This window comes from Inquilinus limosus (assembly GCF_002195995.1).
GTDB lineage: Bacteria > Pseudomonadota > Alphaproteobacteria > DSM-16000 > Inquilinaceae > Inquilinus > Inquilinus limosus_C.
The window spans coordinates 72,140-87,535 of the sequence record NZ_NHON01000003.1 but is presented as its reverse complement, the minus strand read 5'-3'; the positions used below and the strand labels follow the sequence as shown (position 1 = coordinate 87,535).

Annotated in this window: 18 protein-coding genes; 17 read left to right on the top strand and 1 reads right to left on the bottom strand. The window is 68.7% G+C overall.

Features of this window, described 5'->3' with window-relative positions; genetic code table 11:
* Window positions 1–33: 33 nt before the first annotated feature.
* From BWR60_RS02900 to BWR60_RS36840, 12 genes are all read left to right on the top strand, one after another.
* A complete protein-coding gene (locus BWR60_RS02900; RefSeq protein ID WP_088149505.1) occupies window positions 34–2,100 on the top strand; it encodes a hypothetical protein in 2,067 nt (688 codons plus the stop codon).
* 199 nt (window positions 2,101–2,299) lie between these two features.
* Entirely contained in the window at window positions 2,300–3,313 is a 1,014-nt protein-coding gene (locus BWR60_RS02895) for a DUF2213 domain-containing protein (protein ID WP_088149504.1), read from the top strand.
* Window positions 3,314–3,348: 35 nt separating this feature from the next.
* Window positions 3,349–3,822 carry a structural cement protein Gp24 gene (locus BWR60_RS02890; protein WP_088149503.1) on the top strand — a complete coding sequence of 158 codons (474 nt, stop codon included), beginning with the start codon at window positions 3,349–3,351 and terminating at the stop codon, window positions 3,820–3,822.
* A gap of 34 nt (window positions 3,823–3,856) precedes the next feature.
* Window positions 3,857–4,810: a DUF2184 domain-containing protein gene (locus tag BWR60_RS02885; protein WP_088149502.1), complete on the top strand. Its 954-nt coding sequence runs from the start codon at window positions 3,857–3,859 to the stop codon at window positions 4,808–4,810.
* Between the two features lie 16 nt (window positions 4,811–4,826).
* Window positions 4,827–5,045: a hypothetical protein gene (locus BWR60_RS02880; protein WP_088149501.1), complete on the top strand. Its 219-nt coding sequence runs from the start codon at window positions 4,827–4,829 to the stop codon at window positions 5,043–5,045.
* The gene (locus BWR60_RS02875; RefSeq protein WP_088149500.1) at window positions 5,045–5,413 is read left to right on the top strand and encodes a DUF4054 domain-containing protein; all 369 of its coding nucleotides are present in this window, start codon (window positions 5,045–5,047) and stop codon (window positions 5,411–5,413) included. Before BWR60_RS02880 ends, BWR60_RS02875 begins: the two co-directional genes overlap by 1 nt.
* Window positions 5,414–5,415: 2 nt before the next feature.
* On the top strand, window positions 5,416–5,766 hold the full coding sequence (locus BWR60_RS02870; RefSeq protein ID WP_088149499.1) for a hypothetical protein: 351 nt from the start codon (window positions 5,416–5,418) through the stop codon (window positions 5,764–5,766).
* A complete protein-coding gene (locus BWR60_RS02865; protein ID WP_088149498.1) occupies window positions 5,766–6,173 on the top strand; it encodes an HK97-gp10 family putative phage morphogenesis protein in 408 nt (135 codons plus the stop codon). The genes BWR60_RS02870 and BWR60_RS02865 overlap by 1 nt, the downstream gene beginning before the upstream one ends.
* A gap of 193 nt (window positions 6,174–6,366) precedes the next feature.
* Window positions 6,367–6,780, top strand: coding sequence for a DUF3168 domain-containing protein (locus BWR60_RS02860; protein ID WP_088149497.1), 414 nt, complete (start codon window positions 6,367–6,369; stop codon window positions 6,778–6,780).
* A gap of 81 nt (window positions 6,781–6,861) precedes the next feature.
* Window positions 6,862–7,311 carry a phage tail tube protein gene (locus BWR60_RS02855; RefSeq protein WP_088149496.1) on the top strand — a complete coding sequence of 150 codons (450 nt, stop codon included), beginning with the start codon at window positions 6,862–6,864 and terminating at the stop codon, window positions 7,309–7,311.
* On the top strand, window positions 7,311–7,781 hold the full coding sequence (locus BWR60_RS02850; protein WP_088149495.1) for a gene transfer agent family protein: 471 nt from the start codon (window positions 7,311–7,313) through the stop codon (window positions 7,779–7,781). Before BWR60_RS02855 ends, BWR60_RS02850 begins: the two co-directional genes overlap by 1 nt.
* Window positions 7,778–7,924 carry a hypothetical protein gene (locus BWR60_RS36840; protein ID WP_179221607.1) on the top strand — a complete coding sequence of 49 codons (147 nt, stop codon included), beginning with the start codon at window positions 7,778–7,780 and terminating at the stop codon, window positions 7,922–7,924. The genes BWR60_RS02850 and BWR60_RS36840 overlap by 4 nt, the downstream gene beginning before the upstream one ends.
* A 93-nt stretch (window positions 7,925–8,017) precedes the next feature.
* Here BWR60_RS36840 and BWR60_RS02845 read toward each other — a convergent pair whose 3' ends face one another.
* A complete protein-coding gene (locus BWR60_RS02845; protein WP_144445507.1) occupies window positions 8,018–8,371 on the bottom strand; it encodes a hypothetical protein in 354 nt (117 codons plus the stop codon).
* Between the two features lie 80 nt (window positions 8,372–8,451).
* On the opposite strand from BWR60_RS02845, the gene BWR60_RS02840 reads away from it, so the two are divergent.
* From BWR60_RS02840 to BWR60_RS02825, 5 genes are read left to right on the top strand one after another with little or no spacing between them, the layout of a single operon-like run.
* Window positions 8,452–10,419, top strand: a complete 1,968-nt coding sequence (locus tag BWR60_RS02840) for a hypothetical protein (protein ID WP_088149493.1) — start codon at window positions 8,452–8,454, stop codon at window positions 10,417–10,419.
* The gene (locus BWR60_RS02835) at window positions 10,416–11,096 is read left to right on the top strand and encodes a hypothetical protein (protein WP_088149492.1); all 681 of its coding nucleotides are present in this window, start codon (window positions 10,416–10,418) and stop codon (window positions 11,094–11,096) included. Before BWR60_RS02840 ends, BWR60_RS02835 begins: the two co-directional genes overlap by 4 nt.
* Entirely contained in the window at window positions 11,096–11,701 is a 606-nt protein-coding gene (locus BWR60_RS02830) for a hypothetical protein (protein ID WP_088149491.1), read from the top strand. Before BWR60_RS02835 ends, BWR60_RS02830 begins: the two co-directional genes overlap by 1 nt.
* Complete coding sequence (locus tag BWR60_RS36835) at window positions 11,686–12,102, top strand: DUF6950 family protein (protein ID WP_429913001.1); 417 nt, start codon at window positions 11,686–11,688, stop codon at window positions 12,100–12,102. Before BWR60_RS02830 ends, BWR60_RS36835 begins: the two co-directional genes overlap by 16 nt.
* Window positions 12,102–15,356: a phage tail protein gene (locus BWR60_RS02825; protein ID WP_179221605.1), complete on the top strand. Its 3,255-nt coding sequence runs from the start codon at window positions 12,102–12,104 to the stop codon at window positions 15,354–15,356. The genes BWR60_RS36835 and BWR60_RS02825 overlap by 1 nt, the downstream gene beginning before the upstream one ends.
* Window positions 15,357–15,396 lie beyond the last annotated feature (40 nt).

Genomic DNA, 15,396 nt, shown 5'->3' with positions numbered 1-15,396 from the left:
GTCATTCCTCTTCAATTCCGATGGAGACGATTCATGATGCTCAGGACGTCATCGAACCCGATCTACGCCGACTTGGCGACGGCGGTTAACGACCTCGCGGGATACGCTGGTCTGGTCATCGACAGCCCCGTTTCCGTCTCCGGCTCGGGAGAACTGACTGTTGAGGTTCCAGTGGTCGTGGAGCCGGGTGGGCAGATTCGGATCAAGGACGATCGAACGGCCGATGTGCCGAAGACCATCACCCTGAAAGATGAGAACGATGTGTCCTATGACGTCCCCTATACGGCACGCGTCTCATATCCGAAACTGACCTTTGCCGGGCCGTTCACGGCTCCGCCGATCCGGATCTTCGTCCGAGAGGCTGGCTGGGGCGGCACCGTGGTGTTCGGGGATGGGGGGCGTGCGGGACCGGACGGCCTGATCACCGAGGCGGTGTTCGTGACTCCTTCCTGGTGGGAGAACGGCACCGTCGATGATACCGACGCGGTGCAGACCGCGCTGGGCTACAACCGGGTCCGGTTCACCCGGACCTACCGGGTGACGTCGGTCACCGCCTCGATGCTCTACCAGATCATCGACATGGCCGGCTTCTTCCTGACCGGAATTGCAGCGACCGCGGCCGATGCCGTGCTGACCCTGCGCAACTGGCGCGAGGGCAGAATTTTTAACGCCGGCGTTATCTCCGATGGTGACAAGACATCACCCATCTATGCTCTGAACTATAGATGCGCTCTGCGATGCAAGAGCGAAGATGTTTATCTTGTCAACAAAGATGGTCAGCAGGTTTTGGATAAATACAATAATCCGATTAATATCAATAGGGATGCGACCCAATATGGATATATCGACGGTCTCCGAATCCGGAACATGAAAACCGGGATCGTCTGGGGCGCGCATGACGGGGACGCGCCGCAGCCTCGGTATCCGCAGAGCGAGTTCCACATCCACGGCTATTCCCCGGTCGGGGTGATGGTGCCCTTCGTCGGCAACGCCCTGAACGCGTACCTGCAGTTCCACGACTCGATCTTCGTGGCGCAGAGGACCCAGGCCAGCGCTTCATGGTGGGACGATGCGGCTGGCCGTACGCTCGTGAACCGGGCCGGATTGGTCCGCCTGATCGGCGGTAGCATCCAGCGGGCGGTCACGGCCGGCTACAATCTTTGGGGTGGCGGTATCGTCGTCGAGAACTGCGATGTCGAGCGTGCCTGCTCGGATTATCTGACCGGCGATGTGACCTACCGGTCCTGCCGCAATGGCCACTATGGCTGGCCCAACGTCTTCCCCGTGGGATGGTCAAATCCCATCCCGTTCAAGGTAGCGCCGGGCGCCACCGGGCGGCTGCTGTTGGACGATGTGGTGATCCGTCGGGACGACGGGGTTGTCGATCGAAGCCTGCACAATCTTGTCGATGCCAGCCAGGCGCCGGATTACGAGATCGTGTTTCGCGATACGACGGTCCACCAGTGGCGTATCGATTCGACGGATCAGGCGGCCTATTTCGTCCATGGCGGTCGAATGACCTGTACCGATCTCGCCATCGACAACTCCACGGCACAGTCGTACCGCCTGCGGGAAGGCCCGAACCGACTCGTGCTCGCCGATCCGACCGGCCGGTCGATGCCAATCACCGACGATCTTACGTCGAAGGGCCATTGGGCTAGCGTCGGCTATGGACAGGGGGGCTTTTACAAAGCGACGTCGGACCTACCGATGGGCGCGAATGAGGCGATCCGGATCCATGCGACGACGACCGGTGTGGAGATTCAGACCGATGCGCCTCTGGCAGTCGAAAGCGGATATGATCACGTCGTGGATTTTTGGCTGAAATACACGGGCGCCGCCTCTGGATATTTCCGCATCTATCCGCGCTGGATCGACGCGGACGACCACGAGTTCAAATACTTCGATCAGAATGGCCAGCCGATCAGGACGCCCCCGGTGGCCACGCAGACCGGCTCCGTTCTCGCGACCAACGGCTTCACCTCGTGGTTGCGGTTCCGCGCCGTGGCCTCGGCGCCGTTGGGCGCCGTCAAGGCGAGGTTCTCCTTTTTCCTCGGGGCCGGTGCCGACCTGATGGTCACCGATATCCGGGTCATCTGATCCGCTCCTGAAGCCGGCTTCCACATGAGCAGGTTGGGCTTGTCGAAAGCGAACCCAACCTCGCCTCTTTGCCGTCATTCCCGCACACGCGGGATCTCCTTGAGATCGATCGTGACGAGATCCCCGCTGTCACGGGGATGACGGTTCGTTATTGGCGGTCGACTTGCGACGGCACCGCCCCCCAATCCAAGGAGATCCCATGCTCATCACCGACATGGTGACGCTGGTCGGCGACCGGCGCACCACGCAGGACGGCTATCTGGTCGCGGCCGCCCGCATCTCCCGCACCGGCATCCAGACCTATAGCGGCGCCGAGATGGGGCGCACCGACCTCGCCGCCGTCAGGGTCTGGCGGCCGGAGGAGGAGGTATTCGCCGCCGACGCGCTGGCGTCGATGGCCCACCGGCCGGTGACCCTCGATCATCCGGCCGAGGCCGTGACCTCCGCCAACTGGAAGGCGCTCAGCGTCGGCCAGGTCGGCGGCGAGGTGGCGCGGGACGGCGACTATGTCCGCGTGCCGCTGGTGCTGATGGACCGCGCCGCGATCGACGCCGTCACCGCCGGCAAGCGCCAGCTCAGCGTCGGCTACACCGCCGAGATCGACTGGACCGCCGGCACCACGCCGGCGGGTGAGCCTTACGACGCCGTGCAGCGCCGGATCCGCGCCAACCACCTGGCCGTGGTCGACGCCGCCCGCGCCGGCCCGGCCTGCCGCATCGGCGATGCCTGGAATGTTGTGCCGCCTGCCGCGCCCGCCGCAACCCCGGCCGACGAGGTCGCGGCGCTGCGGACGGCGCTCGAGGCCAAGGATGGCGAGATCGCCGCCCTGACCGCCCGGCTGCGCGATGCCGAGCTGACCCCGGCCCGGCTGGACGAGGCGGTGGCCGCCCGGGCCCGCCTGGTGGCCGAGGCCCGGCGGATCGGCGGCGAGGCGCTGGCGGTCGACACCCTCGGCGAGGCCGGAATCCGCCGGGCCGCCGTGGCCGCCCGGATCGGCGACGCCGCCGCCCGCGAGATGAGCGACGCCGCGGTGGAGGGCGCCTTCCGGGTGCTGGCTGCCGCCACCCCGGCCGGACGGCCCGACCCGCTGCGCCAGGCCCTGGCCACCCGTCCGGTGCCGGGCGATGCCCGGGGCGAGGCGCTGCGCCGGCGCGACACCCGCCTGACCCAGGCCTGGCGGACCACGACCTCCACCGGTTCCACCGCGGCCTGAACCGCCGCCTGCCACTGATAAAAGGAGAGACGGACATGGCCGTCGCGCAGAACAGCTACAGCGAGACCATCCGCCCGGCGGTCGCCGGCATGGTCGCCAACCTGACCAATGCCGATGCCGACACCCGCATCGTCGAGACCGCTTCCGGCATCGGCTTCGGCCTCGCCGTCGGCCAGGGCGCCGGCGCCAAGGGCGCGGTGCTGGGCGCCGCGGCCGCCACGGGCTTCGTCGGCGTCTCGATCCGGGACGTCGTGCTCGACCCGTCCGATGGCGACACCTACCCGCAGGGTGCCGGCATCGCCGTGCTGACCGAGGGCGACATCTGGGTCGCGACCGGCGGCGCGGTGGCCCCGGGCGACAACGTCGTGTTCGACGCCGCGACCGGCATCCTGTCCAGCCTGCCGGCCGATGCCACCCATTTCGCCATCGCCGGCGCCCGCTGGATGACCGGCGCCGCCAATGGCGGCCTCGCCATCCTGCGGCTGGGCGGCGCACTGCCCTCCGCCTGATCCCCACCGCCCAGCCCCTTCGAAGGAGCCTTCCATGTTCGCATTCGACGCCCAGCAGGCGCTGGGCTTCCTGGTGTCCCAGACCGCCGCCATCGAGGCCCAGGCCTACGAGATCCAGTATCCCGACATCCAGTACCCGGCCCTGGTGCCGGTCGACACCTCGGCCAATCCCTGGGCCAAGAGCGTCACCTTCTTCTCCACCGACAAGCTCGGCCAGGCCGACTGGTTCAACCACTTCGGCAAGGACATGCCGCTGGCGGATGTCGAGCGCAGCGAGCATCAGCACCCGGTCGAGATGGCGGCCGTGGGATATCGCTATACCGCAGAGGAATTGGGCCAGGCCATGCTGGTGCCGGGCCTGAATCTGTCGGCCGACCGCGCTGCCGCGGCGGTGCGCGCCTATGAGGAGTTCATGGACGGCGTCGCCCTGCGCGGCGTGCCGCCCAGCGGCACCGCCAAGGGCTGGACCGGGCTGATCAACGATCCGAACGTCACCGCCGGCCTGGTCGCCAATGACGGCACCGGCGCGTCCACCGCCTGGTCGGCCAAGACGCCGGACCAGATCCTGCGCGACATCAACGCGCTGCTGACCGGCGTCTACACCGGGTCGCTGACGGTCGAGATGGCGGACACGCTGCTGCTGCCGGTGGCGCGGTTCGACGCCATCGCCACCATCGCCCGCACCGCCACCAGCGACGTCACCATCCTCGAGCATCTGCGCCGCAACAACACCTACACCGCCATCACCGGCGCGCCGCTGACCATCCGGGCCGTGCGCGGGCTGGAGACGGCGGGTGCCGGCAACACCGCCCGCATGGTCGCCTATCGCCGCGACCCGCAGGTGGTGAAGCTGCACCTGCCGATGCCGCATCGCTTCCAGGCGCCGTGGCAGTCCGGCCCGCTGGTGTTCGACGTCCCCGGCATCTTCCGAACCGGCGGGGTCGAGATCCGGCGGCCGAAGGCGTTCCGCTACGGCGACGGCATCTAATCAGAGGAGAGCGGCCATGCGCATCGCCAACATCTCGCCCGGCCCGCGCTTCCTCTACGCGCGCGGCCGGGCGCGGCTGGTCGAACCCGGCGAGACCGTCGAGCTCGACCTCAGCGAGGCCGAGGCGGAGAGCGTCCGGCAGCAGGCCGAGGCCGGGCTGCTGGCCGTGACCGACCCGCCCGCCGGCGAGGAGAAGGCGGTACGGGCCCGGCGGCCGGGGCGGGGAGGCCGATGATGGACGGGCTCACCCCCGCCGATCTCAAGACCCGGTTCCCGGGCTTCGCCGCGGTTGCCGACGCGACGGTCCAGACGGCGTTGGACGAGGCGGCGCTGCTGGCCGGCGCCGACTGGACCAGCGTGCCCGATGCCCGGCTCGGCCGGCTGCTGCTCGCCGCCCATATCCTGACCCTGGACGGGCAGGGCAGCGGCGCAGAGGCCGCGGCGTTCGCTGCCGGCGGCTTCAGCCGGATGCGCAGCGGCGCGCTGGAGCTGGAGCGGCCCCACTCCGCGGAAGCGGAGCCGGGCGCGCTAGGCTCGACCAGCTATGGCCGCCGCTTCCTCGAACTGCTGCAGCGCAACGTTCCGGCCGTGACGGTGGTCTAGCCATGTCCCTGCTCGACGGATCTCTCCGGGCGGCGTTCGGCGCCGCCCTTGGGCCGTTGCTGCTCGACGGCATGCTGCATGTCGCCGCGAAGGATGCGGGGGGCGGGGTGATCCTGCCGCCCGTCTTCGCCGATGTCCCGGTCAAGGGCCACCGCGACGAGATCGGCGACAGGCAGCGGGCCGATTGGGGCATTCCCGACCGGGCGGCCCGCCTGATCGTGCTGCAGGCCGGCGTCGCCGCGGAGCCGACGCCGGATGACGAGATCACCCTGGCCGGCGGCCGCTGGCGGATCAGCGCGGTCGAGCGCGACCCGGCCGGCGCCGCCTGGATCCTGACCGGGATGCCGGCCTGATGGCCCGCGTCACCGGTGTCGATCGCCAGCTCGCACGCCTCAAGCGGGCCGGCGCGGCCGTCCGTGAGGAGGCTGACCAGGCGCTGGTCACCGCGGCTGGGCTGGTCACGGCAGAGGCCTTGGCCAGCATCACCGCCGACTGGAAGAGCGGACCGGGCCACATCCCGTCTCTGCCGGGGGAGTCGCCGAAGGCCGACACCGACCTGTTGCATCGCGGCATCGGTATCGAGCGCCGCGGAGAGTTGGAGGTCCATGTGATCTCGACCGCGCCCTATGCCCGTGATCTCGAATACGGCACTTCGCGAGTGGCAGCGCGCCCCTATCTGCGGCCGGCCGTCGCCAAGACGCGGGACAAGGCGGTCGAGCTGCTCCGCCAGGCCGTCCGCCGCGGCCTCGCAAAAAAATGACGCCCGGCGCCCGCGCTCTCATGGAGAGACTAGATGCCCTGGATCCATTTTACCGCCGATTTCGATTACCGGCCATCGCGACGCCTGACCCTGGCCTACAGGGAGGGAGCGACGCTACTGGTCCCGACCGCCGCGGCCGTGGCCGCAGAGGCCGCTGGCGTCGGCCGGCGGGTGTCCAAGCCTGGGGTCGAACATGAGCGGTCGTGACCTGTCCGGCCAACTGCGCCGCGCGGTGGTCGCGGCGCTGCTGGCCGATCCCGGCGTGGTGGCCCTGGTCGGCACCCGGATCTACGACTACGTCCCGGCCGCGCCGGCCTATCCCTTCCTGCGCTGCACCACCGCGATCGCGTCGCCCTGGGAGGCCACGGGCGCGGTGCAAGGCAGCCTGGTCCGGCTGCAGGTCGACGCCTTCACCAAGGACTACGGCCGCGCCTCGGCAGAGCTGCTGGCGGCCGCGGTGGTCGCGGCGCTGGACGAAGCCGATCCCGCAATTCCCGAAGGCTCGCTGGTGTCGCTGCAATGGCGGCAGTCCCGTCTGCTCGACGATCCTGCCGAACAGGGCGTGACCCACGGCGTGATCGAGTTCGAGAGCATCGCGGCGGTATAGGCGCCGTTCCGTCATCCCGTGCCGTTCGCGGCACGCCCGGTCCCGCCGTCGCGCGGGGCTTTCTCGTTCGAGGAGATCCCGATGGCCCAGGCCAAGACCTTCCGTTTTTCCGACGTCATGATCCTGCTCGGCAACGGGGCGGCCCCGACCGAGGTCTTCGCCGCGCCCTGCGGCCTGACCGAGCTGGGCATGACCATCGCCAGCGACACCAATGAGAGCATCATCCCGGACTGTGACAACCCGGACGATCCGGCCTGGAAGATCACCGACATCACCGCGCTGCAGATGACGCTGAGCGGCCAGGGCGTGCTGGACCGCAACGCCCGCAAGACCTGGGAGGACTGGGCCTTCGGCGGCACCGAGAAGACCGTCCGCTGGGTCTATGACGTCACCGCGGCCGATTTCGGCGGCTACTATCAGGCACCGGCGATCCTGACGAACTATCAGGTCACAGCCCAACGCGGCCAGCGGGCGACGGTGCAGATCGCCATCACCCTCAACGGCAAGCCGGCCTGGACGGCGGCGGCGTGATGACGGCGCAGCCGAACATCGCCGCCGAGATCGAGCTGAAATGGGCGGACGGGACCTATCTCTTCGCCCTGAAGCTGAAGCAGGTCGAGGAGCTGCAGCGGCTGTGCAATGCGGGGCTGGGCGAGATCGCCCAGCGCCTACTGGTCGAGCGGCGCTGGCGCATCAGCGACATCGTCGAGACCATCCGCCTGGGCCTGATCGGCGGCGGGATGCCGGCGATACGGGCGCGAGAGCTGGTCGACACCTATATCGATGGTCGTCCGCTGGCCGACCCGCGAGATCCGGCGAACGCCCTGGTGACGGCGCAGGCGGTCATGATGGCGGCCTATTTCGGCGTCGCCGAGGCGGCGGAGGAGGCGGAGGGAAAAGCCGGGGCCGCGGCGGGCGACGGGACGGATGGATCGACGTCGCGGCCTTCACCGGGCAAGCCTTCGCGCTCGGCCTCTCGCCGCTCGACGTCGGCCGGATGAGCCTGGCCGAGTTCCTCCTCGCCGGCCGTGCCTATGCCCGGATCGTGGATCCGGCCGGCGCCGCGGCCGTGGCTCCGCCTTCCGACGAAGCTTTCGACGAGATGCTAGCCCGGGCGCGGCAGGTCGGCCTGGTAACCGGATAGGGGATCGATCCTCGGCGTCAGATGACAGAGACGCCGGTGAGACCGGCACCGGCGTCCCTTCTGTTCTGCACCGCGAGCCTCGCCGCGGCAGTGTCAGGGGCAAAGCTCGTGGATCGCAAGGGCACCGCGCTGATGAATGTCAGGGTCGCCCTCGGGCGTGAGAGCGCCGGCAGTTTGCTTCATGTCCTTCGCCAGATTCCGGAGGCTGTCGAGATCCTCGTCCTTGATCTCCGGATACTGCATCTTCAGGCGGGCAACGGTGGCCAGCACGACCAACTCCTGCCGCAGCAACTCCTGGGCCTGCGCGATTCCCTTGCCCTGATACTTCAACGCCTGAAGGTACGCATCCGCAAGGTTCTTGCACTGCTCCGGGGTGGCCGCAAAGGCCGGCGCACATAGGACAGCGGCGGTCGAAACCGCCACGACACATAAAATAGATTTTATCATTCATTCCCCCACCAAAAATAGAGTCAGACCTTCCCATGGTCCCCGCTCGATGTCGAGCCGATTCTCGCTGAGGTGTCCCCATGGCACAAGCCGCAGACCAGATCGTCGTCGAGGTGACGGCCGTCGTCGGCCCCTACAACCAGGCGATGGTGCAAGTCGCCGCCGTCACCACCCGCAACATGGCGGCGGCCGAGGACGCCGCGAAGAAGAGCTCCGACGGAATCGGCAAGGCGCTGGAGACAGCTGCTTCCCGCGTGCCGGGACTGGTCAAGGGCCTGGTCGAGGGAAGGAGCGCGCTGGAGCTGTTCCTGGGAGAGGCGGCGGAGTTTCTGCCGATCTTCGGGACCTGGGGGACCGTGCTGGGCGCGGCCGCGACGGTGCTCGAGACCTTGCTGACGAATGTCGATCTGTTCGGCGAGAGCGCGGAAGCGGCGGGAATTCGGGCCGCGGCATCATTCGACAAGGTGGGCAACAGCCTGCGCGGCGTCCTGGACGACATGCAGATTTCCGGCCTGGGTCTTGATGACTTCGGCAAGAAGAGCAAGCAGGCGATGGATGATCTGCAAGCCGCGGCAACAGAAAACGCCACGGCGATGCAGCGTCTCCAGGACAAGATCGCTGCCGACAGCTTCGGCATCCGGGGAGGCTCGATCGGCGCGCGCATCCGCGAAGGAGCCGGCGATGCCACGGATCGTGAGATCTTCGCTCTCATGGAGGAGATCAACTCCAAGGCGCCGGTTTCGGCGGAACGCCTGCGCGAGATCCGGCAAAGATTGGACGAGCTTGGTGCGCAGGCGATTTCCGGCAAGGACGACGTGGCGGTCTTCACGACCGCGATCGACCAGAATATCGGCTCGGTGGACGCCTTGGAGAAACAAGCGACTGCGCTGAAGCTGGCGATCGAACTGGTTGAAAAGGCGCAGAAATCTGCGGCCGACGCAGCCTATGGCTTCGGCGACGGGCTGGTGTATGCCGCCGACCGGGCCGGGTTCCTGCGCAATGCCGTCGACGCCTTCAGGGACCTGCGGGCGTCCATGCTTCCCAAGACCGGGCTGTCGTTCGGCGGTCAGTCGGTCACCTTCGCGACCCGGGATCTGCAGAGCGCCTTCATAGAGCTCATGAGGCAGTATTCGAGCGACAAGGACCCTGCCGGCTTCGAAATCCCATCCCGTCCCGGAACCGGTGTCCGCCGGAGCAGTGCCTCCAGAGCGGTGCAGTCGGATGCCGATAAGGCGCAGGGCGCCATGCTGGAGGACGCCGGGCGCCTGTATGAGCAGACCCTGACGCCGCTGGAGAAGTACTTCCAGGCCGAGACGAAGGCTATGGCTCTGAAGCCGGCGCTGATCGCGCTTCTGGGAGACGAGAAGGCGGCCCAGGAGGTGGTGGTACGGGCCATTGTCCAGGCGGGAGAGGCCTACGAGAAGACGGCGGACAAGGCCGAGGACGCGAAGGCGCGGCAGAAGGAGGTGGGAGACGCCATCAGCGCGGTCGGTGATGTCTTCAAGGATGGCATCAAGGGGGCCAAGGATTTCAATGACGCCTTGGACAAGATCGGGCTAGGCCTGCTCGATCTGGTGGCGAAGGGTCTGTTCGGCCAGGGCGCGCTGGGGGGCGTGTTCAACCAGATCTTCGGCGCCGTTTCTGGTGGGGCCGGCATTCTCGGCCCGTTCCCGAAACCCATCGACCAGCCGTCTGCCGGCGGCGGTGGCCTCGCCACCCTGATCGGATCGGGCCTGTCCTGGCTGGGCGGCTTGTTCGGCGGCGGCTTGGCCGGTGGTGGCCAGGCGCTGCCCGGCCGGCTGTACCAGGTCGGCGAGGCCGGGCGGGAATGGTTCGCCCCCTCCGTGCCCGGCCAGGTGATCCCGAACCACGTGATCAAGGCCGCGGCCGGCGGCGGCAACGGGTCGGGTCCGCCGATCAACTTCAACATCAGCTTGGCGGGCGCCAATGGCGACCGGACCATCGCCGAGATCGCGGCGGCCGCCGTCAAGAAAGGCCTGGCCCAGGTGCCCGAGATCAACCGCCAGCACCGGATCCGCTTCGCATGACCGACAATCCGATCCTCATCTACGACTGGCCCTCGATCCTGGTGGCCAATGCGGAGATGTTCCGCATCGACGCCCGCACCCGCTCCGGCGGCGAGACCATCGCCGGCCGCGAGCAGGTGGTGGGATCGGGGCTCGGCCGCTGGGTGGCGCGGCTGACGGTGCCGCTGCACACGCCGGCCAAGATCCGGGCCATGCGGTCGCTGATGGCGCGCCTCGAGGGCCGGGCCAATGGCGTCCGCGTCGGGCCGTGCGACTGCCGGAACGGCAATCGGCTGGCCCCGGCCATCCATGACATTCCCTACCGCGACAAGGCCCGGCACGACGACGGCGCCGGCTTCATGCAGGGCGGTGCACCGCCGGGCATGGCCGAGGCTGCCCCCGCCGGCGCGATCTTCCTCAAGATCGCGAACGGATCGACGGTGCTGCCGGTGCTGGAGGGCTCATTCATCGGCATTGCCGGCTACCTGTATGTCGTCGTCGGCGTCGCCCCGTTGCCGGAGGAGACGACCCGCCTGGAGATCCGGCCGAAGCTGCGCGTGGAGGCGCCCGACGGCGCCCCCGTCGAATGGTGCCGCGCCCGCGTTCCGATGCGCCTGGCGGTCGACGACAGCGGCGAATTCGAACTCCAGCTCGCCCGCATGGGCACAGCGACGCTCGACCTCGTGGAGATGTGGTGATGCAGCTGTTCACACAGACGATCCGCGAGCAGGCGCGGGGACAGCATGTCGTCTGCTCGCTGTTCGTCACCTTCGAGTTCAAGAGCGGCCCGATGCATGTGTGGGAAGGCGACGGCCCGCTCGACCGCGACGGCGTGACCTGGCGCGGCATGGGCCATCGCCAGGACAAGCAGGGCAACCCTCTGCAATCCATCGAAGGGCTGGAGCAGGCGATCAACGGCACGGCACCGCAGCTGAACCTGACCTTGTCGGGCGTCGACCCCAAGGTCGTGGCGGCGGCCGGGAAGGATGCCGATGCCGACGAGATCGAGGGCCGCAACCTGATCATCTCGATCGGCTTCTTCGATGCCGCCCGGTCCGGCCTGGTGCCGCTCGACAATCTCGTCCGGCTGGGCACCTGGATCATGCAGAAGCCCAGCTTCACCGCCACCGGCCCGACGCTGCGCACCATCTCGCTGCCCTGCGAGACGATCTTCTCGCAGCGCAGCCGTGCCCCGTTCGGGATGCTGACGGACCGTGACCAGCAGCGGCGCTTCCCGGGCGACCAGGCCCTCGAATTCATTCCGAAAATGGTGGATCGGACGGTGACATGGCCGGAGTTCTAGCGGATCTCGCCGTGCATTGCCGCGTCGGTGCGTCCGGCGCGTTCCAGCCCGGCCGGATGGATTGCTGCACATGGGCGGCGGACTGGGTGATGTCGCAGACCCGGCGGGACCCGATGGCCGTATGGCGCGGGCGCTATCGCACGGTGCTGGGCCTCAAGCGACTGCTGCGTCGAAGCGGAGGGATGGAGGAGATGCTGGCGGCAGGCATGCAGTCCATTGGTGCGACCCGGATCGATCCCTCCGAAGCCGTCGCCGGCGACATCGGGGTGATCCTGGCCGTCAGCCCGTCCGGCGATGTCGAGCCATCCGCAGCCATCCGCGGCCAGCTCGGCTGGCTGGCCAAGCTCGGCGACGGCCTGTGGCGCGCGCCCTCGGCGATGGCCGCCTGGAGGCTTCCGTAATGGGACCCGCAATCGTCATCGCCATCGGTGTCGGCACTGCCGCGGCATCCGGCGGCGCGATCGCGGCTGGCGCCGCCGCGACGGGACTCTTCCTGGGCCTCGGAACCGTCGCCTGGACGGCAATCGGTGTCGGCCTGTCGATCGTGGGCACCCTGGCGCAGACCCTGCTGGCGCCGCAGCCGCCACGGCCGAAATTCCAGGACGGCAGCCAGGTCGTCAAGCAGGCGGTGCCCCCGCGCGTGCGCTGCTACGGCCTTTACCGGCTGGGCGGCGCCTATATCGACTATGTCGGCGATGGCGGCGACCTGAAGGTCCTGCTGTGCCATTGCGCCCATGAAGTCGCGAGCATCGAGAAGCATTGGCTGAACGATGAGGTCGTGACGGTCGATGCCGCCCATGGCGGGGCGGTCACCAGCGGTGGCTACAACAAGTTCCGATCCGGCACCGACAGTTCCGTCTATGTCATCAACCATCTGGGCTCGCCCGACCAGACCATCGCATTCGGTGTGGATCACTGGCTGCCGAAGCCGGGAGAAGACCCCCCGAAGCATCGCGGCCGCGGGCTGTGCGCGACCTACGCCAAATATGCGGACCTCAAGCCGGAGCAGCAGCAGGAGGTCTTCCCGAATGGTCCCCCGGCCTATCGAGCGACGCTGAAAGGCGCCAAGATCTATGATCCGCGGCCGGCGGCCCACCAGATTGCGGGCGATGAGCCGGGCTATGCCTGGTCGGACAACGCGGCCCTGGTGGTCCTGGACTACCTGACCCGCACCGAGAACGGCGTGCCGGTCGGGTTCGGCTTCAAGCTGGACCAGATGGATCTGGAGAGCTTCAAGGTCGCGGCGCAGGTCTGCGACCAGCTCGTGCCGCGCAGGGGCAATGCCTCTGTGCCGGAGAAGCGCTGGTGCGTCTGGGGCGCCTATGAGCTGACGGAGGACCGCAAGACCGTGCTGTCCGACCTGCTCGACGCCTGCGGCGGCCGGATCACCCAGGCACCGGACGGCAAGCTCGGGCTTACGGTCGGGGCGGGAAAGATCGGGGATCCGGACTCGCCGGATGTGCCCGGCATGCCCGCGGCTTCGGTCACCATCAGCGATGATCAGGTCCTCGAATACGACTTCTCGGCCGGCAAGGCGGCGATCGAGCGGATCAACGAGGTGCGCGCCACCTATGTTAGCCAGGACCAGGACTGGTCGGAGGTCGAGGCCGGCATCCAGCTCGACCCGGCCTCGATCGAGCGCAACGGCACCGAGAGCAGCCAGATCAAGCTGCGCTTCGTGCCGTCCGAAAGCCAGGCCCAGCGCGTTGCCCGATACACCCTGAAACGCGGGAACCCGGCCTGGTCCGGCCGCATCCGCGGCACGCTGGCGCTGCTCGACGCCTGGGGCGAGCGCTGGGTGCGGCTGACGCTCACCGAACTCGGGATCGACCAGATCTTCGAGATCACGTCGATGCGCCTGGACCGCACCACGATGTCGGTCGAGATGGAGGTCACCAGCTATGACGGCTGGTGGGACTGGGATGCGGATGAGGACGAGGCCGAGCCGGCGGCGATCCCGGCCGGCGGCGGTGGCGAGGGCGACATGCCGCTCCCGGAGGATGTCGCCGTCACCATCGATCACCGGGCGATCAACGGGCAAAACTATGCGGCGATCGGCATCATCTCGTGGAAGCCGCCGCCGCGCAGCGTCTTCGTCGGCGAGGCGCGGTACAGGCCGGTCACGCAGCCGGCCTCGCCGTGGATGATCCTGACGGCCGAGCAGGACGCCAGCCGGGTGGAGACCGGCGCGCTGGCCGACGGTCAGCTCTATGAGGCGCAGGCGCGTTTCCTCGGGCCGCGCCGGACGGCGGGCGATTGGGCCCCGAGGGATCCGGACGGTGAGGACAGCCCGGTGCAGTTCACGGCGACGGCCGATCCTGTGGCGCCTGGAATGCCCTTCGGCCTCACGGCGCAGGCCGGCGTGCCGGGCCCGGGACAGGTAACGGTCACGGCGACGGCACCGAACAGCCCCAACCACGCCGCGCTCCGGTTCTGGCGCAGCGCCAGCGACAGCTATCCCGGCGCGACACAGGTCGGGGTGCTGTATGGCGGGCCGAACTCGACCCGCAGCGTGGTCGACACGCCGGGGCTCGGCGACTGGTGGTACTTCGCCACCGCCGAGAACTGGTCCGGCGTGAAAAGCGAGCCGACCGGACGGGTGCTGGCGGAGCTGGCCCCGGCCGCGCCGGTGATCACGGACCCGGCGGGGCCGGCCGCGACCTATGAGCTGCGGCCGATGGTGTCGGGCGGCGGTGCGGTGCCGGGCGCGGCGATCCGGCTCTATGCCAATGCGGTGCAGGTCGGAACCGGGACGGCGACCGGCACTGGCGCCTGGTCCGTCACGCCGTCGACCGATCTCGGGACCGGCGCCAACGCCATGACGGCGACGCAGACCGCCGCCGGCAACGAAAGCGTGGCGTCCGGGGCGGTGACCATCACGGTCAATCCGATCGACGGCGATGCGTGGGCCTATATCGCGGCCATGGCCGTGAGGCCGGCCTATACCCGGCAGACGCTGATCAAGACCCTGGTCGAAAGCCTGAAATCGGCCGGCCTCTGGTCCAAGCTGGATTGCCTGCACCTGCTGGCCGCACATCATGAGCAGGCTTCACGCCTGAATGTCCGGGCGCCGGGCAGTTTCACGCTGGTGGCGACATCGGCGGGCTCGACGGCGCCCGGCTTCACGACCGATCGCGGCTGGCTGGGCGGCGGGGCCGGGGCCACGGCCGGGGGCTACCTGGCCGGAGGCTTCAACGCGACCGTCGGCACCAACCAGCTGCAGCAGAACAGCGCGCATCTGGCGGTATGGGTACATCAGGCCTCATCCGGCACCGTGTCGGGCGCGTTCCGGGAGGCGGGTGGCGGCCAGGCGCTGATCGCCTGCCGGAACCCGGCTGCCGTGCTGTGGTGCATGGCCAACGCCGCCGGCGCCGACGCGCCGGCACAGGGCGGGGACGGCACGGGCTTCTACGCGTGGAGCCGGCAGAGCGCGGCCAGCTACCACGCCTACCAGGACGTGGCCGATCTGGGGGCGATCAGCCGGACCTCGGCGGCGCCGGTGGCCGGGGCCTTCCATGTGCTGCGTGGCGGCTCCGGCTACTCCAACGCCCGGGTCGCCGTGGCCTGCTGGGGGGCGGGGCTCAGCGCCACCGAGATCTCGGCCTTGCGGAACGCGCTGCACGACTATCTCGCGGCGATCGGTGCCGCGTCCTGACGCCGCCTGGCGGCGACCACCACCGGATAACCTGATGGAG